The sequence below is a fragment of the Mesorhizobium sp. 1M-11 genome (assembly GCF_001303895.1).
GTDB lineage: Bacteria > Pseudomonadota > Alphaproteobacteria > Rhizobiales > Rhizobiaceae > Mesorhizobium.
The window spans coordinates 1-23,744 of record NZ_LJSD01000054.1 but is presented as its reverse complement, the minus strand read 5'-3'; the positions used below and the strand labels follow the sequence as shown (position 1 = coordinate 23,744).

General features: G+C 62.8%; 23 protein-coding genes and 1 pseudogene. 8 read left to right on the top strand and 16 right to left on the bottom strand.

What is annotated here, in order from left to right:
* The first annotated feature begins 172 nt into the window (after nt 1-172).
* The 4 genes from AO692_RS23570 (at nt 173) to AO692_RS23555 (ending at nt 4,516) form a co-directional block, all read left to right on the top strand.
* The gene (locus AO692_RS23570) at nt 173-1,171 is read left to right on the top strand and encodes an ABC transporter ATP-binding protein (protein ID WP_054312656.1); all 999 of its coding nucleotides are present in this window, start codon (nt 173-175) and stop codon (nt 1,169-1,171) included.
* The gene (locus AO692_RS23565; RefSeq protein WP_054312506.1) at nt 1,168-2,142 is read left to right on the top strand and encodes an ABC transporter permease; all 975 of its coding nucleotides are present in this window, start codon (nt 1,168-1,170) and stop codon (nt 2,140-2,142) included. The genes AO692_RS23570 and AO692_RS23565 overlap by 4 nt, the downstream gene beginning before the upstream one ends.
* Nucleotides 2,132-2,947, top strand: coding sequence for an ABC transporter permease (locus AO692_RS23560; RefSeq protein WP_054312505.1), 816 nt, complete (start codon nt 2,132-2,134; stop codon nt 2,945-2,947). The genes AO692_RS23565 and AO692_RS23560 overlap by 11 nt, the downstream gene beginning before the upstream one ends.
* 141 nt (nt 2,948-3,088) lie before the next feature.
* The gene (locus AO692_RS23555) at nt 3,089-4,516 is read left to right on the top strand and encodes a gamma-aminobutyraldehyde dehydrogenase (protein ID WP_054312504.1); all 1,428 of its coding nucleotides are present in this window, start codon (nt 3,089-3,091) and stop codon (nt 4,514-4,516) included.
* Nucleotides 4,517-4,713: 197 nt separating this feature from the next.
* On the opposite strand, the gene AO692_RS23550 is transcribed toward AO692_RS23555, so the two are convergent.
* The 16 genes from AO692_RS23550 to AO692_RS23475 all read right to left on the bottom strand — a co-directional run bounded on the left by AO692_RS23550 (nt 4,714) and on the right by AO692_RS23475 (nt 18,435).
* Nucleotides 4,714-5,028, bottom strand: a complete 315-nt coding sequence (locus AO692_RS23550; protein ID WP_054312503.1) for a hypothetical protein — start codon at nt 5,026-5,028, stop codon at nt 4,714-4,716.
* Between the two features lie 107 nt (nt 5,029-5,135).
* Nucleotides 5,136-5,498: a nuclear transport factor 2 family protein gene (locus AO692_RS23545; RefSeq protein WP_054312502.1), complete on the bottom strand. Its 363-nt coding sequence runs from the start codon at nt 5,496-5,498 to the stop codon at nt 5,136-5,138.
* A 78-nt stretch (nt 5,499-5,576) separates the two neighbouring features.
* Nucleotides 5,577-6,050 (bottom strand): carboxymuconolactone decarboxylase family protein, encoded by a 474-nt coding sequence (locus tag AO692_RS23540; protein ID WP_054312501.1) that lies wholly within the window; start codon nt 6,048-6,050, stop codon nt 5,577-5,579.
* Nucleotides 6,051-6,158: 108 nt separating this feature from the next.
* Nucleotides 6,159-7,712 (bottom strand): alpha/beta fold hydrolase, encoded by a 1,554-nt coding sequence (locus tag AO692_RS23535; protein ID WP_054312500.1) that lies wholly within the window; start codon nt 7,710-7,712, stop codon nt 6,159-6,161.
* Between the two features lie 157 nt (nt 7,713-7,869).
* Nucleotides 7,870-8,370: a hypothetical protein gene (locus AO692_RS23530; protein WP_054312655.1), complete on the bottom strand. Its 501-nt coding sequence runs from the start codon at nt 8,368-8,370 to the stop codon at nt 7,870-7,872.
* Nucleotides 8,371-8,383: 13 nt separating this feature from the next.
* Nucleotides 8,384-8,755, bottom strand: coding sequence for a hypothetical protein (locus tag AO692_RS23525; RefSeq protein WP_348271475.1), 372 nt, complete (start codon nt 8,753-8,755; stop codon nt 8,384-8,386).
* A 122-nt stretch (nt 8,756-8,877) separates the two neighbouring features.
* Nucleotides 8,878-9,273 carry a hypothetical protein gene (locus tag AO692_RS23520; RefSeq protein WP_054312498.1) on the bottom strand — a complete coding sequence of 132 codons (396 nt, stop codon included), beginning with the start codon at nt 9,271-9,273 and terminating at the stop codon, nt 8,878-8,880.
* A gap of 113 nt (nt 9,274-9,386) precedes the next feature.
* On the bottom strand, nt 9,387-9,860 hold the full coding sequence (locus AO692_RS23515) for a hypothetical protein (RefSeq protein WP_054312497.1): 474 nt from the start codon (nt 9,858-9,860) through the stop codon (nt 9,387-9,389).
* Between the two features lie 400 nt (nt 9,861-10,260).
* Entirely contained in the window at nt 10,261-10,524 is a 264-nt protein-coding gene (locus tag AO692_RS23510) for a formate dehydrogenase subunit delta (protein WP_054312496.1), read from the bottom strand.
* Complete coding sequence (gene fdhD / locus AO692_RS23505) at nt 10,514-11,338, bottom strand: formate dehydrogenase accessory sulfurtransferase FdhD (protein WP_054312495.1); 825 nt, start codon at nt 11,336-11,338, stop codon at nt 10,514-10,516. Before fdhD ends, AO692_RS23510 begins: the two co-directional genes overlap by 11 nt.
* A 33-nt stretch (nt 11,339-11,371) precedes the next feature.
* Complete coding sequence (fdhF, locus tag AO692_RS23500; protein WP_054312494.1) at nt 11,372-14,284, bottom strand: formate dehydrogenase subunit alpha; 2,913 nt, start codon at nt 14,282-14,284, stop codon at nt 11,372-11,374.
* Nucleotides 14,285-14,294: 10 nt separating this feature from the next.
* A complete protein-coding gene (locus tag AO692_RS23495; protein ID WP_054312493.1) occupies nt 14,295-15,851 on the bottom strand; it encodes an NADH-quinone oxidoreductase subunit NuoF in 1,557 nt (518 codons plus the stop codon).
* Entirely contained in the window at nt 15,848-16,327 is a 480-nt protein-coding gene (locus tag AO692_RS23490; RefSeq protein WP_054312492.1) for a formate dehydrogenase subunit gamma, read from the bottom strand. The genes AO692_RS23495 and AO692_RS23490 overlap by 4 nt, the downstream gene beginning before the upstream one ends.
* Nucleotides 16,328-16,433: 106 nt before the next feature.
* Complete coding sequence (locus AO692_RS23485; RefSeq protein WP_054312491.1) at nt 16,434-17,363, bottom strand: LysR family transcriptional regulator; 930 nt, start codon at nt 17,361-17,363, stop codon at nt 16,434-16,436.
* A 219-nt stretch (nt 17,364-17,582) separates the two neighbouring features.
* Nucleotides 17,583-17,936, bottom strand: a complete 354-nt coding sequence (locus AO692_RS23480) for a nuclear transport factor 2 family protein (protein ID WP_054312490.1) — start codon at nt 17,934-17,936, stop codon at nt 17,583-17,585.
* Nucleotides 17,937-18,057: 121 nt separating this feature from the next.
* Complete coding sequence (locus tag AO692_RS23475; RefSeq protein WP_054312489.1) at nt 18,058-18,435, bottom strand: VOC family protein; 378 nt, start codon at nt 18,433-18,435, stop codon at nt 18,058-18,060.
* A gap of 231 nt (nt 18,436-18,666) precedes the next feature.
* Between AO692_RS23475 and AO692_RS23470 the strand changes: the two genes are divergently transcribed.
* From AO692_RS23470 to istB, 4 genes and pseudogenes are all read left to right on the top strand, one after another.
* Nucleotides 18,667-19,845, top strand: a complete 1,179-nt coding sequence (locus AO692_RS23470; RefSeq protein ID WP_054312488.1) for an Mrp/NBP35 family ATP-binding protein — start codon at nt 18,667-18,669, stop codon at nt 19,843-19,845.
* A gap of 328 nt (nt 19,846-20,173) precedes the next feature.
* Nucleotides 20,174-21,397, top strand: coding sequence for a M20/M25/M40 family metallo-hydrolase (locus AO692_RS23465; protein ID WP_082407520.1), 1,224 nt, complete (start codon nt 20,174-20,176; stop codon nt 21,395-21,397).
* A gap of 95 nt (nt 21,398-21,492) precedes the next feature.
* Nucleotides 21,493-23,059 (top strand): annotated as a pseudogene (gene istA / locus AO692_RS23460) (IS21 family transposase).
* Nucleotides 22,992-23,720, top strand: coding sequence for an IS21-like element helper ATPase IstB (gene istB, locus AO692_RS23455; RefSeq protein ID WP_054308547.1), 729 nt, complete (start codon nt 22,992-22,994; stop codon nt 23,718-23,720). Before istA ends, istB begins: the two are co-directional and overlap by 68 nt.
* Nucleotides 23,721-23,744 lie beyond the last annotated feature (24 nt).

Genomic DNA, 23,744 nt, shown 5'->3' with positions numbered 1-23,744 from the left:
CCCCGTAATCGGGGAGGATCGCCCCTGAGGGGCGGGTTGGGAGCCGCGCGGACCTGAGCTTTCACCCGCCCTTTGGCGCTGCCTCCCCGTGATGGGAGGTGACCGCGTCTGCCCAACGGCTGTCGAGCCGCCAGGTCAGGCATGATCGTTCGAAACAATGATCGCAGATGAGATGACCCCAGCTGTTTCCTTCCAGAAAGTGGCCCGTCACTTCGGCGCGGTAAAAGCCGTCGACGCGCTCGACCTCGACATCGCCGCCGGCGAGTTCTTCGCCATGCTTGGCCCTTCCGGTTCGGGCAAGACGACCTGCCTGCGCCTGATCGCCGGTTTCGAGCAGCCCACCGCCGGCACAATCTCGATCTTCGGCGAACGCGCCGAGGGCGTGCCGCCCTACCGGCGCAACGTGAACACCGTTTTCCAGGACTATGCGCTGTTTCCGCACCTCAACGTGCTCGACAATGTCGCCTACGGCTTGATGGTCAAGGGCATCGGCAAGGCCGAGCGCCTGAAGGCCGCCGAAGAGGCGCTGGCGCTCGTGCAATTGCCGGGCTATGGCGCCCGCCGTCCGGGCCAGCTTTCCGGCGGTCAGCGTCAGCGCGTCGCTTTGGCGCGTGCGCTGGTCAACCAGCCCAAGGTGCTGCTGCTCGACGAGCCGCTCGGCGCGCTCGATCTCAAGCTGCGCGAGAACATGCAGGAAGAACTGAAGTCGCTGCAGAAGGCGCTCGGCATCACCTTCGTCTTCGTCACCCACGATCAGGGCGAGGCCTTGTCGATGGCCGACCGTGTTGCCGTCTTCAACGAAGGCAGGATCATGCAGGTGGGCTCGCCGCAGGAAATCTACCAGCGCCCGAAGACACGCTTCGTCGCCGATTTCGTCGGCTCCTCCAACGTGCTGCCGCCGGATTTCGTGCAGCGTTACGCAGGCCAGCGCCGCTGGGGAAGCCTGCGTCCGGAGGCGATCCGCATCACGCGCGAGACGGGCAGTGACGCCATTCAGGCGCGGGTTTCCGGTGTCAGCTATCTCGGCGCCGCCACGCGGCTGGCGCTCGACACGGAAGGGTTGCGCCTGCATGCCAGCGTGCCATCGGGCACGGCGGTGCCGGAGCAGGGCGATGCCGTTGCCTTCACCTTCAACCGCGACGCCATCCACCTGATGGACGAAGCGCCATGAGCATCGCTTCCGTCACCGCAACGCGCGACGCGCCTGTCTCGGCGATCCTGCCCGCCCGCGGCGGCATGCTGGGAGCGCTGTCCGACCTGTTCTGGCGCCGGCCCCGCTTCCTGCTCGTGCTGATGCTGATGCCGCCGCTGCTCTGGCTCGGCGTCGTCTATATCGGCTCGCTGCTTGCCTTGCTGTTGCAGAGCTTCTTCTCGATCGACGAATTCTCGGGCCTCATCAACCGGCAGTTCACTCTGAAGACCTATGCCGACCTGTTGCAGCCGGCGAATTTCGACATCATCGTGCGTACGGTAACGATGGCGGCCCTGGTGACGCTGGCCTCCATCGCGGTCGCATTTCCCATTGCCTATTACGCCGCCCGCTACGCGCAGGGCCGCTGGAAGGCGCTGTTCTACCTGGCGGTGATGCTGCCGCTCTGGTCGAGCTATCTCGTCAAGGTCTATGCCTGGAAGCTGATCCTTGCCAAGGAAGGCATCCTCACCTGGCTGCTCGCCAAACTGCACCTGCTCTGGCTTCTCGACGGTTGGCTGGCGCTGCCTTATGTCGGCGGCAACTCGCTGTCGGTGTCGGCAACCGGTACCTTCATCGCCTTCGTCTATGTCTGGCTGCCGTTCATGATCCTGCCGATGCAGGCAGCGCTGGAACGCGTGCCCGGCAATCTGGTCGAGGCCTCGTCGGATCTCGGCGCCTCGCCGGGACAAACCTTTCGCAATGTTCTGTTTCCGCTGGCGCTGCCCGGCATCGTCGCCGGCTCGATCTTCACCTTCTCGCTGACGCTGGGCGACTACATCGTGCCGCAGATCATCGGCACGTCGCGCCTGTTCATCGGCCAGGCCGTCTATTCGCAGCAAGGCACCGCCGGCAACATCCCGCTGGCCGCCGCCTTCGCGGTGGTGCCCATCGTCATCATGGGTTTCTACCTGTGGGGCGCCAAGCGCATGGGAGCCTTCGATGCGCTCTGACCGTAGCCAGTCGGCCCCGCTCGGCCTGAAGATCGCCGCCACCTGTGGCCTGCTTTTCCTGCACCTGCCGATCCTGCTGATCTTCATCTATGCCTTCACCACCGAAGAGAAGAGCTACCAGTGGCCGCCGCCCGGCCTCACCACCCAATGGCTCGCCGTCACCTGGAACCGGCCGGATGTGTGGGAAGCGCTGTCGCTTTCGGTCCGCGTCGCGGCGATCTCGACGCTGGTTGCCCTGATCCTCGGCACCCTGTGTGCGGCGGCTGTCTCGCGTTCACGCTTCTTCGGCCGCGAAACGGTGTCGCTGCTGGTCATATTGCCGATCGCGCTGCCCGGCATCATCACCGGCATCGCGCTGCGCTCGGCCTTTGCACTGACCGAGATACCTTTCTCGTTCTGGACGATCGTGCTTGGCCACGCCACCTTCTGCGTGGTGGTGGTCTACAACAACGCCGTCGCCCGCTTCCGCCGCACCTCGGGTTCGCTGATCGAGGCGTCCTACGATCTCGGCGCCGATGGTTTCCAGACCTTCCGGCATGTCGTGCTGCCCAACATCGCGACAGCTCTGCTTGCCGGCGGCATGCTTGCCTTTGCGCTGAGCTTCGACGAGGTCATCGTCACCACCTTCACCGCCGGCCAGCAGCAGACGCTGCCGATCTGGATGCTGGAGGAACTGATCAGGCCACGCCAGCGCCCGGTCACCAATGTGGTGGCCATGGTCGTCGTGCTGGTGACGCTGCTGCCCATCCTGCTTGCCTATTACCTCACCCGCGACGGCGACCAGGTCGCGGGGGCGGGGAAATGAAAATCAGCGAGTAGGGAGTAGTGAGATAGTGAGTGGTTGATAGGGAGGCTGCTTTCGCAGCGACGAAAAGAGCGCTCCTATTCCCTACTCACTATTTCACTACTCCCTGCCCGCTCCCACGAAAGAAACGGGAGTACGACAATGAACACTGAAATGCTGATCGGTGCCGCGTTCGAAAAGGGCGCCGAGGCCGAGGAAGCCGTGCTGAACCCGCGCACCGGCGCCACCATCCTTAGCCTGCCGGAAGCGAGCGAGGCGCAGATCGAGCGCGCCGTCGCTGCAGCCGAGAAGGCTTTCGCCACGTGGTCGCGCACCACGCCGGCGCAGCGCTCCGCCTACCTGCTCAAGATCGCCGACCGCATCGAGGCCGAGGCGCAGGAGTTCGCCGCGCTCGAGGCGCTGAACTGCGGCAAGCCGATCAATGCCGTGCTGAACGATGAGATACCGGCCATCGTCGACTGCTATCGTTTCTTCGCCGGTGCGGTGCGTTCGATGCCCGGCCAGGTGGCGGGCGAATATCTGCCCGGCCACACTTCGATGATCCGCCGCGATCCGATCGGCATCGTCGCCTCGATCGCGCCCTGGAACTATCCGCTGATGATGATGGCGTGGAAGCTGGCGCCAGCCATTGCCGGCGGCAACACCGTGGTGTTCAAGCCGTCGGAGCAGACGCCGCTCACCGCGCTGAAACTATCCCGCATCCTGGCCGACCTCCTGCCGGAGGGCGTCGTCAACGTCGTGCTCGGCCGTGGCGAAAGCGTCGGCAGCCCGCTCATCAATCATCCCAAGATCAACATGATCTCGATCACCGGCGACATCGCCACCGGCAAGAAGGTGCTGCAGGCAGCCGCCAAGTCGGTCAAGCGCACGCATCTGGAACTCGGCGGCAAGGCGCCGGTCATCGTTTTCGACGATGCCGATCTCGACGCCGTCGTCACCGGCCTGCGCGCCTTCGGCTACTACAATGCCGGCCAGGACTGCACCGCCGCCTGCCGCATCTATGCCGGCAAGAAGATCTACGACAAGCTGGTCTCCCAGCTTTCTTCGGCGGTATCGACCATCAAATTCGATCAGGCAGACGACACCGAAAACGAGATCGGACCATTGATCTCGCGGCGCCAGCGCGACCGCGTCGCTTCCTTCGTCGAGCGTGCCTCGGAGCTGAAGCACATCGAGATCACCACGGGCGGCAAGCCGGGCGATGGTTCGGGTTTCTATTTCCAGCCGACGGTCGTTGCCGGCGCCCTGCAGGATGACGAGATCGTACGCCGCGAGGTGTTCGGGCCGGTTGTGTCGATCACCCGCTTCTCGGATGTCGACGAAGCGGTCGGCTGGGCCAATGACAGCGACTACGGTCTTGCCTCGTCGGTGTGGACCAAGGACATCTCGCGCGCCATGGCCACCGCCGCCCGCCTGCAATATGGCTGCACCTGGATCAACACCCACTTCATGCTGACCAACGAGATGCCGCATGGCGGCCTCAAGCAGTCCGGCTACGGCAAGGACATGTCGGTCTACGCGCTGGAAGACTACACCGCCGTGCGCCACGTGATGGTGGCGCATGGGTAGGGCAATTCCAGGAAAAGTGTGTAACGGTTTTCCGTCCGGAATTGCGTAAAACAAAAAGTTGGAGCGTTTCCGCGTTTCCGTGAAAAACGGAAACGCTCCAGGCAGATGAGGGGCTGCACGAACTCGCCGGGATCTGCCCCTTATCCGGCCTTTCGGGCTTCCTTCTCCCCGTGAACGGGGAGAAGGAAGAGTGGGTGCTACTCCACCACCCGGAAGATCTGCCAGAGGCTGGAGCCCGAGACGACATAGGGCTCTATCTCCTTGCCCCATTTGGCGTGGGCGTCGATCTTGGCGATCTTGGCGAAGAACTCCTCCAGTCGGGCGAGGCTCTCGACCTGGTGATGCGTCTCGATCGTCGCCTCGCGCGCGCCGATCGATCCGGTCATGATCTGGAATTTGAGCTCGGCGATGTCGACCTGGGAGCCGATCTCGCGTTCCCATTGCCGCATCATCTCAAGCACGGTTTGCTTGTGACCGAATTTGGCGTCGATCTGCCATCTGGCGCTGAACATGCTGGTTCTCCTCCCATGGTTTGCGGCCTGAGCACGAAGGTCGTGGTCAACCGCTGAAACAGAGCCCCATCCCGACGGGATCGGGATGGGCAGGCTCCACTGCCGGTCTATTCGTCCCAGGCCTGCACGACCGTTTGCCGCGCGATGAGGCCGTTTTTCAGCTCAAGTGTCGCCGCGCAGAACACCTTGGTGCCGTCCGGATAGGCGCAGGCCTGGGTGAAGGCGAGGCTGTCGCCCTCGGCAATGGTGGTGTCGACCTTGTGGGTCATGGCCCGGCTGCAGATGTCGTCCCAGAAGGTGCTGATCGCCGCGCGGCCGCGGATCTCGCGCGGCTTGCTCGGCGGATTGTTGCGGTCCATCACCCGCACCAGCGCATCGTCGGCGTAGAAGCTCGACAGCAATTTGCCGTCACGGCTCTCGATCGCCTTCTTGATCGCCGCGCCATCCACTGCTTTTGTCTTGGTCAGCATTTTCATCTCCATACCCGTTTGACTGGGGTGTTCGAGTTGATCGGATGCTGCCCGGCGCCCATCGCCGGGCGGCTGTAATCACTGCGACTTCGCCTTGGCGGCAGCGAGCAGTTCGTCGGTCTGCTTCTTGAAGGTCGCGAGGTCTACCTGGCTGCCGTTGAGCATCGTCGACCAGTGGCGCACGATCGCCGCCATCGCCACGGCCTCCTTGATCTCTTCGTCGCTCGCGCCATTGGCCTTGGCTGCCAGCGTGTGGAAGTAGATGCAGTACTGGCAGGGGATCTGTGCGGCCACCGCGAGCCCCATCAGTTCCTTGGTCTTGCCGTCGAGCGCGGTGTTGGGATTGAGCTGGACCCCTTTGATCTCGGCCCAGGCGCCGGCCACGGCCACGTCCGGCAATGTCTTGAACATGTCGGGCACCGAGCCGAGCGTGGCCTGGATGTCCTTGTAGGCGGCGGTTGCCGAAGCATCTTCGGCCTGCGCCGGTGTGACGGCCAGCAACGCAGCTGCCGCCAATGTCAGCAATCCGGTCTTGCCAATCAGTCTCAGCATTTCATCCTCCATTCGCAGTGCCGTAACGGCGACATCGCCTGGCCTGCATGGGGACAAATCGTAATCCTCAAGGCGTGCCGAGCGCTTCGCTCGAAAGCGCCATGGCTCTCATGGCCCGTCCGGGCCAGCATGCCGGGCCGAAAAGGCCGCCGCTGCCGCCCGCGACGGCAGGTCGAGCTTGAGCAATATGTTGGCGACGTGCCGCTTCACCGTATGCTCGCTGAGCTTCAGTTCTGCGGCGATCGCCGCGTTGCTCTTGCCGTCGGCGATCAGGCTCACCACCTCGCTTTCCCGCGCCGTCAGCATCGCCGGCTCCACGGGCTTGGCCTTGGAACGGCAGGCCGGTTCCAGATGCTGTTCCGAGGTTGCCTGGACCACCGGCAGTGGTTCGCCCAGCTCTTCCAAGCTGACGCGGCCTGCGTCGACGAAGTGGAGGCCGGAGCCCACCGCAAGTTCGGCGACGAGCCGCGAGGCGATGATGTCGCCGCGCCCGGCATGGGTGGCGAGTTGCATTGTGACCCGTGCTGTCAGGCCGGCTGGCAGGCCGCGCAATTCGATCTCTCCGACGTGCACGCCCTGCGCGCTGGCCACCCCGATCTGCTGCGCCGCTTCGCGCAACGCCGCCGCGCAGCGTATGGCGCGTGCAGGCCCGTCGAAGCGCGCAATCATCAGCTCGCCATGCGTGCCGGCGACGCGTCCTCCGTGGCGGCCGACCAGCAGCCGCCATGTCTCATGGAAGCGCTGGCTCCGCTCGCTCCACATGCGGTCGCCGAGCTTGGCCGTGTCGTAGATGCGCGTTGCCAGCAGCGCAGCGAGCACACGCTCGGTGTCCGCCACTGCCGGTTGACCGGTCAGGAATTCCTCGATCAGGTCGGACACCCGGTCGACGTCCCCGGTCCAGACCGGATGGTCGCGCCCGGCTATCTCGATGAGGTGGGCGTCCTGGATCTTCCTGGCGAGGAAGCGACTGGCCTGCGGGTCGACGCGCACGTCGTTGCGGCGGTGGATGAGCAGCGTCGGTGCGCCGATCGACGAAAGGATGCTGCGCACGTCGATCCCCGCATCCATGCAGGCAAGAGCCGCAGCCGCGGTTGGACTGGCCGACAGCCTCTCGAACCGAGCCCACCATTGGATGAAATGCGTGTCGTCCAGCCGCCCCGGCGCGAAATTGGGCAAGGTGGCACCAGTGCCCCACGAGGTCTCGGCCGTTTCGAGGAAGGTTTCGAGACGCTCCGGCGACATCACCCATTTGTGGAAATGTGCATAGCCGCCATAGAGAACCAGCGCCCGTATCCGCTCCGGATAGGTGGCGGCGAACAGCATCGCCATCGGCGAGCCTTCCGAGGCGCCGAGCAGTGCCGCGCGGCCACTGCCGGCGGCATCCATCACCGCGCGCACGTCGTCCATGCGGGTTTCGAGGCTGGGCAGGCGATGGCTGTCGACGCGGTCGGATAGGCCGGTGCCGCGCTTGTCGAACAGGATCAGTCGCGAGAAGGCGGAGAGCCGTTTGAGCAGGCGGCTGTAACCCTCGTCTTCCCATTGCAGGTCGAGATTGGATATGAAGCCCGGCACGAAGACGAGGTCGAGCGCGCCTTGACCGACCACCTGATAGGCGATCCGCACATCCCCGCTACGCGCGTATCTGGTCTCGATTGGCCTCACGCAATTGTCCCGCCGGCCAGACGATAGGGTCGTCAACCATAGCAGAGAACGCTATCTCGCGCGCAAACAAATTTTAGAAACTGAAATAATACCGGCGGCCTCGGTTAGGGATGGTCGGGGTCCGGACAGGCGCCGGTTGAACACGACGAAGCAATCCTCACTCGCAGCGGAGTGTCACCGTCCCCTGATAGTTGCCGGAAGCGTAGATGCCGGAGCTTTTGGTCGCGATCAGGTCGATCTGAACGCTGTGCGGGCCGTTCAGCACCTTGACCGGCGTATTCTGAGGCTGGTCGGTTGCGCTGCCGTCGATGCGGAACACCGTGTTGAAGCTGACATTGGTGCCGCCGCCGGAGGGAGCGCTTGAAAAGCTTGCTGGCGGCACCACGGTCAAGGCGAAGCAGTTGAGCAACTGGACAAGGCTGCACAAGACTCCAAGAACACCGGGCTGAATGGTGATCGAGGCCGCGGCGTAAGCGCCGCCAGCCGGCTTGGAACTCAAGACGGAAGCGTTGGCATTGGTCACCATCGTCCCGGTCCGCGTCACCATGATTGTGCAGGTGCCATCCAGGGCGGCGTAGGCCGGACTGCTGACCAGCGCCGCCATCACAAGTAGCGCACTCAGGCGCGGCACAGCGATACGCAAGGGTTCGCAAGCCATCATGGGCGCTCCGCTATTTGCCGTCACCTCGCGCGCTCCAGCCCTCCGACACCCAGTTCTTGCTCCTGCGCTGCGCCTTGACCTGGCGTTTCACAGTGGTGGAGGCGGGTGCAGTCTGCGCGGTCGAGGCGGTGGACATGCCGGCATCGGGACCGACGCCCATTTTCATGAGATCAAGTTCTATCTGCAGGCGTTCAACTTCGAGGTTATAGAGCTTGGAGCAATCCAGTCGTTTCGGCCTGCTGCCCAGTGGGATCACCACCCTGCCGTAAGCAGCCATGTCCTGCGTGCTGACCGCGGCGCTGTTCCTGATGACACCCATGTCGAGATAAGCACCGGAGCCGGAAATCGAGGAACTGCAGGTTGTGCCGTCTGCGGCGCGCACCTCATCCTGTCCTTGCGGGAGAGCCACCCCAGGCAGGTCGAAGCCGTTCTGATTCTGGACGAGCTTGTAAACGTCCTCAGCATGGGCCTGCCATCCACAGATCCCGGTCAGTGGAAGCGTGGTCAGGAGCGCCTTTGTCCAAGAAATTTTCCGCATATCTGTGCCCTTATCTGGGTTTGATCATTTGGAAACGGGATGCTTTCAGTGCAGATTCGAACTTTGCGTTCGGTCGTGCCGTTGAATGGAACGACGACGAGAACCGGGCGCGAGGCATCGCCTCCGAGCATGAACTCGGAAGGGCTGACACGGGCGTCTTCGACCGGATAAAAGTCCTGGTCATAGACACGGACCGAGATCTTGATGCGTTGCTTGTAGGGATTGGCCGGATAGACACGCACGGCGAAGACATTGGAGAAGCTCATGATTTCGCCGCGCATAGGCGACATCGACTGGGCTGAAACCGCTCCCGGAAGCACGCACAACAGGGCCAAGGGCCCATACAGGCACTTGCTGGTCATCGTTGTCCCTTTCGAACTGGACTCGAGCAATTCCAGGAAAAGTGTGTAACGGTTTTCGTCCGGAATTGCGTAAAAACAAAGAGTTAGGGCGTTTCCGTGAAAACGGAAACGCTCTAGGGTTCGCAGCGAACCGTAACCGTCGCCTGGTAGTTGCCTGCCACGAATGTATCCGAGCCCGTCTTGGCCCCGGCCAGATTGACCGTCACCACGGACGTACCCGGTCCCGCTAACGCATGAGAAGCGCCGCCCTCGGGGAAATTATGCGCGCCGGAAACCGCGTAGGTTGGTGTCCAGGCGATAGTGCCGCTGTCGGCAGCCGGCGTGGTCACGCCGGTCACGGCGGAATCGACGCTGAGCGTGACACCGCCTGTGGTTGCAAGATTTGCCGTGCCTGCCGTGCCGCCGCTGTTGTGCGAGCTGAGCGATTGAAGATTTGGGCTGACGGTCATCGTACCGTTGGAGCCGACGGTCAGCACGCAGACAGAAGCCACCGATCCGTTGAAGATCACGCCTTGCGTAGCGGCAAGTGAAATAGAAGAAGATGCCGCAAGCCCAAGAAGCGCAAGTCCAGGTAAAAGACCTTTCATGCGGAGAGCCCTCTCCTTACTGGATAAATGAAACGCTTAAACACAAGTAAGCTTAAGTCAAGGCGCAAATATTCATGTCCAGTGCGCCGTACATTGTACACATCATTTATGCTTTAATTTTATAGGATATCTCGCCGCAATCCGATCACGGAGAAAATATATCTCTAATGTTTATTTTGATAGATTAGAATATTCGAAATAGAAGACAGGAAGCCCGTCTCTTCCTCACGCATGCTGCTACTGTACGGGTCCTGTAATCCGTGTCCGGAAATTTGGACAGTTGGATTGTTTTCTGGCCTCTGGATAAAAGACAGGGCGCGGCGACTCGCAAAAGACTCCGGTCTTTATACTGTGTAAGACGAAGCAAAACTGGCCGTCTGACAGCAATTCGCCGTCAAAATCAGGCTGCGGGCTTTTGTTCCGGCGCAGGGCGGCGAATCAGTGGTGCCGCGACAAGAACCAGTTCATCGAAACCGTTACCGCCAGCGTCGATCATCTCGAACATCTGCCGGCGCATGCGCGGCTCCCAGAACTTGTTGATGTGTTCGGCCACGCCGGCAATGCCTTCCTCGCGCGGCTTGGAATGGAAGAAGGTCGCGATCTGGTTGGCCATGCGCACCAGCTTCTCGCTGGTGGAGGCGACATGATCCTCGTCATGCGACATGTTGGGAAACTCCGCTGCTGACCCGCTCCGGGCGGGTGAAGATGTCGAATTCGTCGCCGCGCACCAGCGCCACCAGCGTCATGCCGGCTGCCTCGGCGGTGCGGATGGCAAGCGCTGTCGGCGCCGAGACGGCAATGATGAAGGGCGCACCGATCGCCGCTGTCTTCTGCACCATCTCGACCGAGACGCGCGAGGTGACGACGACCGCGCCGGTGGTGCCGTCGATGCCGGCCTTGGCCAGGGCACCTGCCAGTTTGTCCAGCGCGTTGTGGCGGCCGACGTCCTCGCGCGCTGCCACGATGCCTTTGCCCGGCAGATAGAATCCGGCGGCATGCACGGCGCCGGTCTCGGCATGCAGCGGCTGCTGCTTCGAAAGCGCCCTAACCGCACCGGTGATGTCGTCGGCGCTCAGCGTGAGCCTGGAAGTGTCGACGGCGTCGACCGAGCGCATCGCTTCCTCGATCGACTCGATGCCGCACAATCCGCAGCCGACCGGACCTGCCAGCCGTCGGCGCCGTGCTTCGAACCGTGTGTTCGCCTTGTCCTTCAGCCGGATCTGGATGTCGATGCCGGCCTCGACGTCTTGCACCTCGACGGATTCGATCTCGTCGGGCGAGCCGATGATGCCTTCCGTCAGCGAAAAGCCGACCGCGAAATCCTCGAAGTCCGCCGGCGAAGCCATCATCACCGCATGGGTGGTGCCGGCATAGGAAAGCGCGACCGGTGTTTCCTCCGGCACCATGCGCGCAGCCGCCTTGGTTCCGCCGGCACGGCGGGCAATGCGGGTGGTCGACGTGGTGGCGGGGCGGATCATCGCGCGATCTCTAGGGGGACGTTGAGGCAGTTCTCACTCCGCCGCCTCGAGATGGCCTTTGATGCGCCGGCTCTGGCGGGCCTGCTCGTTATAGTCCTTCTGCCATTCGGTCGGCCCGTTGGACGGCGCCACCTGCACGGCCGTGACCTTGTATTCCGGACAGTTGGTAGCCCAGTCCGAGAAGTCGGTGGTGATCACGTTGGCCTGCGTGTCCGGGTGATGGAACGTCGTGTAGACAACACCCGGCGAGACGCGGTCGGTGATCAGCGCGCGCAGCGTCGTTTCACCCGAACGGCTCGCAAGCCGCACCCAGTCGCCGTCGCGGACGCCACGGTTCTCGGCATCGTGCGGATGGATTTCCAGACGGTCCTCCGAATGCCACATGGAATTCTCGGTACGCCGGGTCTGCGCGCCGACATTGTATTGCGAGAGGATGCGGCCGGTGGTCAGAAGCAGCGGATAGCGCGGTCCGGTGCGCTCGTCCGTCGCCACATATTCGGTGCGGATGAATTTGCCCTTGCCGCGCACGAAACCGTCGACATGCATGATCGGCGTGCCGAGCGGTGCCTTTTCGTTGCAGGGCCACTGCACCGAGCCGACACGGTCGAGCAGTTCGAAGGAAACCCCTGCAAAGCTCGGTGTCGTCTTGGCGATCTCGTCCATGATCTCAGACGGATGCGTGTAGTTCCAGTCCAGCCCGATGGCGCGGGCAAGCTCCTGCGTCGCTTCCCAGTCGGCATAACGCGCCTTCGGCTCCAGCACCTTGCGCACCATGTTGATGCGGCGCTCGGCGTTGGTGAAGGTGCCGTCCTTTTCCAGGAAGGTCGAGCCCGGCAGGAAGACATGCGCGTAGTTGGCGGTCTCGTTGAGGAAGAGATCGTGCACCACCACGCATTCCATGGCGGCAAGGCCGCCGGCGACATGCTTGGTGTCGGGGTCGGACTGCAGGATGTCCTCACCCTGGATGTAGATGCCCTTGAACGAGCCGTCGACGGCGGCGTCCAGCATGTTGGGGATGCGCAGGCCGGGCTCGTTGTCCAGCTTCACGCCCCACAGGCTCTCATAGATGTCGCGCACCGCCTCGCCGGAGATGTGGCGATAGCCAGGCAGTTCATGCGGGAAGGAGCCCATGTCGCAGGAGCCCTGCACATTGTTCTGGCCGCGCAGCGGGTTCACGCCGACGCCGGGGCGGCCGATATTGCCGGTGGCCATGGCGAGGTTGGCGATCGCCATCACCGTGGTCGAGCCCTGGCTGTGTTCGGTGACGCCGAGACCGTAATAGATCGCGCCATTGCCGCCCTTCGCATAGAGACGGGCGGCCCCGCGAACCAGTTCCGGATCGACGCCGGTCAGCTTGCTGATGGCTTCCGGGCTGTTTTCCGGCAGGGCGACGAACGAAGCCCAGTCCTGGAACTCCGCCCAGTCGCAGCGCTCGCGGATGAAGGCTTCGTCGAACAGGCCTTCGGTGACTATGACATGGGCGAGCGAAGTCAGCACGGCGACGTTGGTGCCGGGCTTCAGCGGCAGGTGATAGGCGGCCTCGATATGCGCGGACTTCACCATCTCGGTGCGGCGCGGATCGATGACGATCAGCTTGGCGCCCTGGCGCAGCCGCTTCTTCAGCCGCGAGGCGAAGACCGGGTGGGCGGAAGCGGGATTGGCGCCGATGATGAGGGCGACGTCGGTGAATTCGACCGAATCGAAATCCTGCGTGCCGGCAGAGGTGCCGTAGGTCTGGCCGAGCCCGTAGCCGGTCGGCGAATGGCAGACGCGGGCGCAGGTGTCGACATTGTTGTTGAGGAAGCCCTGGCGCACCAGCTTCTGCACGAGATAGGTTTCTTCATTCGTGCAGCGCGACGAGGTGATGCCGCCGACGGCGCCGCGTCCATATTGATACTGGATGCGGCGGAATTCGCTGGCCGTGTGGGCGATCGCCTCTTCCCAGCTCACTTCCCGCCACGGATCGGTGATCTTTTCGCGGATCATCGGCGACAGGATGCGGTCCTTGTGCGTGGCATAGCCATAGGCGAAGCGGCCCTTAACGCAGGAGTGGCCGTGGTTTGCCTTGCCGTCCTTGTAGGGCATCATGCGGACGACTTCGTCATCCTTCACTTCGGCCTTGAACGAGCAGCCGACGCCGCAATAGGCGCAGGTGGTGACGGCCGAACGCTCCGGCAGGCCCTTTTCCAGCACCGTCTTTTCGCGCAGCGCGTCCGTCGGGCAGGCTTGAACACAGGCGCCGCAGGACACGCATTCGGAGGCGATGAAGTCCTCGTGCATGCCGGCGACCATGCGCGATTCGAAGCCGCGGCCCTCGATGGTCAGCGCGAAGGTGCCTTGCACTTCTTCGCAGGCCCGCACGCAGCGCGAGCAGACGATGCACTGTGCCGGATCATAGCTGAAATAGGGGTTGGTTTCGTCGCGGGCGATGTAGTCGACCGCCAGCGAACCGTGGCCAGGAGCAACGCCGTTCTCATGAACGTGGTTGCGGCCTTCGACACCGTAGCGGTTCTCAGCAAGGCCGACCGATTTGGCCACCGCGTCGAATTCGCTGGCGCCGGTTCCGGCCTTTTCGTTCCAGCCGGTCGGGTGGTCGGAGACGTAGAGCTCCATGACACCGCGGCGGATGGCGTCGAGCCGGTCGGTCTGCGTGTGCACGACCATGCCTTCGCCGACCGGTGTCGTGCAGGAGGCCGGCGTGCCGCCACGGCCTTCGATCTCGACCAGGCAGACGCGGCAGGAACCAAACGAGTCCAGCATGTCGGTGGCGCAGAGCTTCGGGATCTCGACGCCGCCTTCCATCGCTGCGCGCATGATCGACGTGCCTTCCGGCACGGTGATGCTGCGGCCGTCGACGGTCAGCGTGACCTGCTTTTCAGCCCTGGACTCCGGCGTGCCGTAGTCGGTTTCTTCGATAAGTGTCGGGAAGTCGGCCTTGATGTTCATCTGCCAGCTCCTATTCCGCAGCCACGCGCGCAGGCGCCGGCTTGAAATCCTCGGGGAAATGGGTGATCGCGCTCATGACCGGATAGGGCGTGAAGCCGCCCAGCGCGCACAGCGATCCGAATTTCATCGTGTTGCAGAGGTCGGTCACCAGCGCGAGGCTCTTTTCCGGTTCGATGCCGGCGGCAAGCCTGTCGATCACTTCCATGCCGCGTGTCGAGCCGATGCGGCAGGGCGTACACTTGCCACAGCTTTCGATGGCGCAGAATTCCATGGCGAAGCGCGCCATCTTCAGCATGTCGGCGGTGTCGTCGAACACGGTGATGCCGGCATGGCCGATCAGACCGTCACGCTTGGCGAATTCTTCATAGTCGAACGGCGTGTCGAACAGCTCGCGCGGGAAATAGGCGCCGAGCGGCCCACCCACCTGCACGGCCTTCACCGGCCGGCCCGAACGGGTGCCGCCGCCGATCTCGTCGACGATCTCGCCGAGCGACAGGCCGAAGGCGATCTCAAACAGGCCGCCATGCTTGACGTTGCCGGCGATCTGGATCGGGATGGTGCCGCGCGAGCGGCCCATGCCGAAGTCTTTGTAGAACGCCGCGCCCTTGTCCATGATGATCGGCACGGAGGCGAGCGAGATCACGTTGTTGATCACCGTTGGCTTGCCGAACAGGCCCTGGATCGCCGGCAGCGGCGGCTTGGCACGTACCACGCCGCGCTTGCCTTCGAGCGAGTTCAGCAGCGAGGTCTCCTCGCCGCAGACATAGGCGCCGGCGCCGACGCGGATCTCGATGTCGAAGGCGTTCGGCGAGCCGAGCACCGTGGCCCCCAGCACGCCGGCCTTGCGGGCGACTTCGACGGCCTTGTTCATCGCCGCCACCGCATGCGGATATTCCGAGCGGATGTAGACGAAACCCTTGGTGGCGCCCGTGGCGATGCCGGCGATCGTCATGCCTTCGATCAGTACGAACGGGTCGCCTTCCATGATCATGCGGTCGGCGAAGGTGGCGCTGTCGCCTTCGTCGGCATTGCAGACGATGTATTTGCGGTCTGCCGCCGTATCCAGCACCGTCTTCCACTTGATGCCGGTCGGGAAGCCGGCGCCGCCGCGTCCGCGCAGGCCGGATTCGGTCACCTGCTTGACGATGTCGAGCGGCGCCATGGCCACGGCCTTGCGCAACCCGTCGAGACCGCCATGCGCTTCATAGTCTTCCAGCGACACGGGGTCGGTGATGCCGCAGCGGGCGAAGGTCAGCCGTGTCTGCTTGGCAAAGAACGGGATGTCTTCCGGATCGCCGAGCGCCAGCCTGTGCTGGCCACCGGTGAGGAAGCCAGCGTCGAACAGGCCTTTCACGTCGGCGGCCTTCACCGGCCCGTAGGCGCGGCGGCCATCAGCCGTCTCCACCTCGATCATCGGTTCCAGGAAATAAGCGCCGCGCGAGCCGTTGCGCACGATCTTCGCGGCGATGCCGCGCTCCGCCAGTTCCTTGGCAGCCGCCTTGGCAACTTTTTCGGCGCCGAGCGCCAGCGCGCCCGAATCGCCCGGGATGTAGATGGTCGCGCTCATCGGCGTACCTCCGCGACGATCTCGTCGATCGCCTCGTCGTCCAGCCTGCCGATAACCTGGCCGTCCAGCATCGCCGACGGCGCACAGGCGCACAGTCCGAGGCAATAGACCGGCTCCAGTGTAACAGAATTGTCCTTGGCCGTCTCGTGGAAGCCTACGCCGAGCGCCTGCTTGACCTTGGCCGCGATAGCGTCCGAGCCCATCGACTGGCAGGCCTCGGCCTGGCAGAGCTTGAGCACATGACGGCCTGCGGGCTGCTTGCGGTAGTCGTGGTAGAAGGTGGCGACGCCATGAACCTCGGCGCGGGAAAGGTTGAGCGCGTCGGCGATCACCAGCAGCGCTTCCTGCGGCACGTAGCCGAACTCTTCCTGGACACCGTGCAGGATCGGCAACAGCGGACCTTCGAGGCCCTTCATCTCGCTGATCACCGCGGCAGTTCGCGCCGCTATCTCGGTACTTGCAGGCTGCAACGACATGCAGCGCCCTCCCTGACACCGCGCCCTATTGGGCGCCTTCTCCCTATTAAATGCGATGCAAACCCTTGGAATCAATAAAGCTGTTTCGTCGTATGATAAAAATTTTCTATCGATTAAGGTTCGATCGGAGCTTAGCCTCGGCCTCGCGGCGCAGATTGCCTGCCAGCGTCGTCGCCTCGTCCAGCAGCGCCTGCACCAGCGGCGTCTGCGGATCGCGCGGCGCCGTCACCAGTCCGACGGCGTGGCGCGCGTCCGGGTCGACGATGGGGATCGCCCGGATCGGTTCGGAAAAGCCGAATGTTTCCGCGAGGTTGAGCGGCATGATCGACGACCATTTTCCGGTGCGGATGTGCGAGAACAGCACGATCATGGAATTGCTTTCCAGCGTCGGGCGCACCTGCACGCCGGCGTCCGCCAGATGCTGGTCGATGATGCGGCGGTTCTGCATGTCGGGCGTGAGCAGGCAGAGCGGCAGGCTCGACACCTCCTCCCAGGTCACTTCTCCGCGATCGGAATATTCGGTGCCTGCCGCCGTGATCAGCTGATAGCGCTCGTCATAAAGCGGCACGCTGGTCACCCGGCCGAGCGGCTCGTTGTCGAGATAGGTTATGCCGGCATCGATATCGAGATTGCCAAGCAGCGACAGCACCTCGATCGAGGTGCGCGACAGCACCGAGAAGGTGACGCCGGGATGTTTTTCGCGGAACGGCGTGGTGAGCCTCGCCACCATGGCAAGCGCGGTCGGAATGGCGGCGATGCGGATACGGCCGGAAAGGCCGTGCTTGGCCGCCCGCATCTCCTCCTTCATCGAGCGCGTGTCGCTGACGATGCGTCGCGCCCAGGTCAGCACCTGTTCGCCTTCCGGCGTCAGCCCCTGGAAACGCGATCCGCGCTTCACCAGCATCACGCCAAGCTGATCCTCCAACTGCTTGATGCCGGCCGATAAGGTCGGCTGCGTCACCCCGCACATTTCGGCCGCGCGCCCGAAATGCTCTTCGCGGGCCAGGGCTATGAAAAATTCGAGCTTGTCGATCATGCGCCGAAAACTAGAGCATTTCCCGCCCGGATTGAACCATACGGGCGGGTAGGAAATACCCTATCGGCAATGCGGTGGAACGCCGTCAGGAATTGCGTCAGACCAAAGAGCAATTCCAGGAAAAGTGTGCAGCGGTTTTCCGTCAGGAATTGCATCAGACCAAAGAGCTGGCGACGTCCGCCGTTTCCGTGAAACGGCGGACCGCGCCAGGCCTCGGCTTTAGTAGTAGAAGCGCTCTTCGACGATCTTGCCGTCCTTGACGGTGTAAACGCCGACCTCGTCCATCTTGACGCGCTCGCCGGTTGACTTCGGTGTGACATCCATCGTGAAACGGAGGGCGAACTGGTCGCCATTGACGAAGGGGCCTTCGACAGAACCGCTATGGACGTCATGGTTTTCCGTCCACCACGCGCTCTTCTGTTTGACGGCATCACTGCCCTCGCAGACCGCCATCGGACCTTCCATGGCTTCGTAACTGACAATGTTGTCGGCGTTGTATTTCTCGGCGGCTCCCTTGTGATCGTTTTGCTTGAGCAGATGCGTGAAATCGTTGGCAAGCTCGGTGATGGTCATGATCAGCTCCTGGCGATCTGAAAACTACAGCCCCGTCCAAGCCTGAATAATGCATCCCGCGTCGTTTGATGTCGACGCGAGAGCCGCATGTCAGCTGACAGATATCGCCAATGCGACTGCGCTATTGGTCGATCACATTCAGGATGTTGCCGTCCGGGTCCCTGAACCAGGCGACCTTCATGCCGTGGCCGACGTGGAGATCGCCGTCCAGTGTGGTGCCGGGCATATCGTAGTGTTCGAACGGCACGCCCTTCGACCTCAGGTCCTTGACGATGGTGTCGATCTCGGAGCCCACGGCCCATGTCACCGAGGTCGCCTTGTTGGTACCCGCGAACTCGGAACGGTAGACGACAAGCACGGTCTCGCCGCTCCTCAGGACAACGAGGTCGTCGTCCATGTGCGAGACCTCTTCCAGCCCCAGTATGCCCTGGTAGAAGGCACGCGCGGCTTTGACATCGCGGACGGCGATGTTGGCGGCTGCATTGTTGTTGGAAAGCATTTCAAATCTCCCTTGCTCTTGGTTCGTTCGCCGACTGCGCTGAGCTCGGATCGTCGGCGCGAAGGATGATTGGCGAACAGACGATGTGCTTCCCAAGGACGGATGAACTGGCCCTATTCCGACAAGGGCGGCGGGTTTTATCGTTTGGCATATGAGGATGGCTTGGTCTTATGCTTGAAGTGCACTATTTCAGGCTCAACAAAAGGCAGCACAGGCAGAAGAAACAGCAGCATGTCCGTCAGCAAGGAAGCCGTCATCGATCGCCTGAAGACGATCAGCGGGCCGGATTTCTCCGGCAATATCGTCGATCTCGGCATGGTGTCGGAAATCTTCATAGCCGACGCCAAGGTGTTCTTCTCCATCACCGTACCGGCGGCGCGCGCCCAGGAGATGGAGCCGCTGCGCGCGGCCGCCGAGCGCGTGGTGAAAGCCATCCCCGGCATTGCCGGCGCGGTCGTGGCGCTTACCGCTGAAAAGCGGAGCGGCGGCATGGAAGCGCCGGTGCCGCAGCGTCCGGCAGCGCCCCGTCCGGCTCCGCCGCCTGCCGCCCCACGCCCTGCGCCCGCACCCCGGCAGGCGCCGCCATCGCAGAGTTCCGGCAAGCGCGGCGTCCCCGGCATCGAGGCGATCATCGCCGTTGCTTCCGGCAAGGGCGGTGTCGGCAAATCCACCACCGCCGTCAACATCGCCCTCGGTCTCGCAGCCAATGGCCTGAAGGTCGGCGTTCTCGACGCCGATATCTATGGGCCCTCCATGCCGAAGCTGCTCGGCATCCATGGCAAGCCGGAGACGGTAGACGGCAAGGTGCTGAAGCCGAAGGAGAATTACGGCCTCAAGGTGATGTCGATGGGTTTCCTCGTCGATGAGGAAACGCCGATGATCTGGCGCGGGCCGATGGTGATGTCTGCGCTCACCCAGATGCTGCGCGAGGTCGAATGGGGACCGCTCGACGTGCTGGTGGTCGATATGCCGCCCGGCACCGGCGACGCCCAGCTGACCATGGCCCAGCAGGTGCCGCTGGCCGGCGCGGTGATCGTCTCGACGCCGCAGGACCTTGCCCTGATCGATGCACGCAAGGGTCTGAACATGTTCAGGAAGGTCGACGTGCCGCTGCTCGGCATCGTCGAGAACATGAGCTATTTCATCGCCCCCGACACCGGCAAGCGCTACGACATCTTCGGCCATGGCGGCGCGCAGAAGGAAGCCGAGCGCCTGGGCGTGCCGTTTCTTGGCGCGGTGCCGCTGGAAATGGGCATTCGCGAGAGCTCGGACGCCGGCTCGCCGGTGGTCGCTGCCAAGCCGGATGGCGCAGAAGCGAAGATCTACAAGGACATCGCGGCCAAGACCTGGGCACAGCTGCAGGCCGGGAAGGGCGCTGCCCAGACCGGGCCGAGCATCGTTTTCGAATAGCCGAGCTTGCTGCCGGCGCGCGGCCATCGGAGGCCGTGGCCGGATCGAGGTACTCTGCTTCAATGCAGTGGCCGGCAGGCAGGGTTCGCAGTGTCCTGTCGCAATGCCTGGAGCTCGGCTCGAAGGCATCGCGCGTGCGTTCGCTATGCCAGAACCTCACCACCACTCTTCACCGACAGGCTTCAGGGATGAACCCTCACCTTGGGGGAGCACACCTAGCACTTAGTCGTATGTCGTAAGTCGTATGTCATAAGAAGTTGCTTTCATTAGGATGGACGAATGGGCGTTTCAACGGGGGAAATTCATAGACTGTTGAGGGAAGAAAGTGATGAGATCGGTTCAGTCCATTTTGAGAACTGGCGTGGCGGTGTTCGGCGTTGCTGCCTTGATGGGAACAACGGTGCCTGTTGCTGCGCAGGAAACCGATGGAGCCGTTAAGCTTCTTCAACAGCTTTTGCGTTTCGACACGTCGAATCCACCGGGGAAGACGCTGGAAGAAGCGACCTTCCTGAAGAAGGTCTTCGACGAAGCGGGCATAGAGAACGAGATCATAAAAACCCCGAAAGAAGGCGTGGCTCATTTCATCGCCCGGCTCAAAGGGGACGGCAGCAAGGGTCCGATCCTGCTGGCCGCACATTCCGATGTCGTGCCGGTGGAGAGGCAGACATGGAGTGTCGATCCTTTCGCCGGCGAAATAAAAGGCGACTATGTGCTTGGTCGCGGCGCGATGGATTTCAAGGGCGGCCAGGCTGTCTTCGTTCAAGCTCTTCTGGATCTCAAGAAGAGTGGTGTCGCCCTGTCGAGGGACGTGATCTTTCTCGCCGAGGCCGACGAGGAGGCTGGCGACTATGGCACCGACTGGCTGGCAAAGAATCACTGGGAGAAAATCAAGGCTGAATTCGTCTTGAACGAAGGCGGGTGGATTTTCCAGGATAAGAACGGGGTCGCCCGGCAGGTCAACATCACAACGCGTGACAAAATCTACGCCGGTCTGCGGCTGCGGGTGGTTGGCACGCCCACGCATTCCTCGCGTCCACAGCCAGACAGCGCCATTGGCAAATTGACCAGAGCCCTGGCGAAAATATCCACCTGGGACACCGAGCCGACCCTTACGGATCAAACCAAAGCCTATTTCAAGGCCCTTGCGTCGAGCGCGAGCGGGCAGATGAAAGCGGATCTCGAAACCTTGGCATCGAGCAGCGATGCTTCAGCGTTGAAGGAAGCAGGAGAGCGCGTCTCCGCAACGGGCGACTATCCGTTGCTCTGGCATGCTCTGATGCGCAACACGGTGGCGCCGACGATTGTCAAAGCCGGGGTGAAGGAGAACGTCATCCCTGGCGCTGCCGAGGCCTATGTGAATATCCGCCTCGTCCCCGGCTCCACGCCATGGGATGTGCAGCAACAGGTCGAGAAAGTCGTGTCCGATCCGGATGTCAGCGTCGATACGACGATGGACGAGGCCGATGCGAGGGCTTACTACAAAGAACGCACCGAAGCTCAGGCGTCGCCCACGGACACTCCCTTGTTCAAGGTGTGTTTCGGCGTGGAATAAGGACCCCGTTTCAGGGGTGACCGGCGTCCAAAAAGGACCCCTGTAACGCAGGGTTGTCACACTGCCTTCGGTTTCATCGGGGGCATTTGTTTTGGATGTTGGTTGTGGAGACGATTGCGAAGATACGTCGGCTTTCGCTGGTCCAGGGGAAGTCGATCAAGGAGATCTGCCGCGAGTTGAGGATATCGCGGAAGGTTGTCCGGAAGGTGCTGCGGTCGAACGCGACGGAGTTCCGTTACGAGCGTGAGCATCAGCCGATGCCAAAGATCGGCCCCTGGCAGGATCAGCTCGACGGGCTTTTAGGTGGCAATCACGGCAAGGCGGGGCGCGAGCGGCTAACGCTGATCCGAATCTTTGAGGAGCTCCGCGGTCTCGGATACGACGGCAGCTACGACGCGGTTCGCCGATACGCCAAGAGCTGGGCGAAGGCGCAGGGATCAGCGACGGCGGAAGCCTATGTGCCGTTGTTCTTCGCGCCGGGTGAAGCCTACCAGTTCGACTGGAGCCACGAGATCGTCCTCATCAATGGCGTGACTGTGACCGTGAAGGTTGCCCATGTCCGGCTTTGCCACAGCCGCATGATGTTCGTCAGAGCCTATCCGCGCGAGACGCAGGAGATGGTGTTCGACGCGCACGACCGGGCCTTCGCCTTCTTTGGCGGCACCTGCACGCGCGGCATCTACGACAACATGAAGACGGCGGTTGAGACGGTATTCGTCGGCAAGGACCGGCAATACAATCGCCGCTTCCTGCAGATGTGCAGCCATTATCTGGTGCAGCCGGTCGCCTGCACGCCGGCGTCGGGCTGGGAGAAGGGTCAAGTCGAGAACCAGGTCGGGCTGGTGCGCGAGCGCTTCTTCACGCCGCGGCTGCGCTTCAAATCCTATGAGGAACTCAACGCCTGGCTGCTCGACAAATGCATCGCCTACACCAAGACGCACCGTCATATCGATCAGCCGGAGCGCACGATCTGGGAGGTGTTCGAGGAGGAGCGCGGCAAACTTGTCGAGTATCGCGGCCCCTTCGACGGCTTCCACACGGTCCCCGCCTCGGTATCGAAGACCTGCACGGTGCGCTTCGACAACAACAAATACTCGGTGCTGTCGACTGCCGTGGGCCGACCGGTCGAGATCCAGGCCTATGCCAGCAGGATCGTCATCCGGCAGGATGGCGTTGTCGTCGCCGAACACGCCCGTTCGTTCGGGCGCGGTGAGACCATTTACGATCCCTGGCACTATGTCCCCGTGCTCGCCCGCAAGCCCGGCGCATTGCGCAATGGCGCGCCGTTCCAGGACTGGGTTCTGCCCTCGGCGATGGAGCGGACCCGGCGCCGACTGAAGTCCTCGGATGACGGTGATCGCCAGATGGTGGCGATCCTGGCTGCGGTGTTGACCGACGGGATCGATGCCGTGGAGGCCGCCTGCCAAGAGGCGCTCGACCAGAACGTCTGCTCGTCAGCTGTCATCATCAACATTCTGGCGCGGCGGCGCGATCCGGCGCCAGCCATCACCATTCTCACCCCGGACGCTCTTCGCCTGCGCCATGAGCCGCAGGCCGACTGTGCCCGCTACGACAGCCTCAGGAGGGCAAGCTGATGGAACGCACGCAGGTTCTGGATCTGATGGGAACGTTGAAGCTCTACGGCATGCGCAGTGCCTATGACGAGGTTATGGCGACCGGCATCAAGCGCCAGCACGAGCCGCCGAGGATCGTCGGCGATCTGCTGTCGGCCGAGATCGCCGAGAAGCAGGCGCGCTCCATCAAATACCAGCTCACCGTCGCAAAGCTGCCGATCGCCAAGGACATCGAGGAGTTCGACTTCGACGGCACGCCGGTCAACGAGGTGCTGGTCAGGGACCTTGCCAACGGCACCTTCGTCGCCGACCAGCGTAACGCCGTTCTCATCGGCGGCACCGGAACCGGCAAGTCACATCTGGCGATTGCCCTTGCCCGATCCCTCATCCGCAACGGGACGCGCGGTCGCTTCTTCAATGTCGTTGATCTCGTCAACCGGCTCGAGACCGAGCACCGCGGTGGCAAGCAGGGCCGTATCGCTGACTACCTGACCCGATTGGACTTCGTCGTCCTCGACGAACTCGGCTATCTGCCCTTCGCGCAAGCCGGCGGGCAGTTGCTCTTCCACCTGATCAGCAGGCTCTACGAGCGCACCTCGATCATCGTCACCACCAATCTGGCGTTCGGCGAATGGCCCGCTGTCTTCGGCGACGCCAAGATGACGACGGCGCTGCTCGACCGGCTCACCCATCACTGCGAGATCATCGAGACCGGAAACGAATCCTGGCGATTCAAGAACCGCGCCTGATCACCCCATAACGCCGATCCGCGC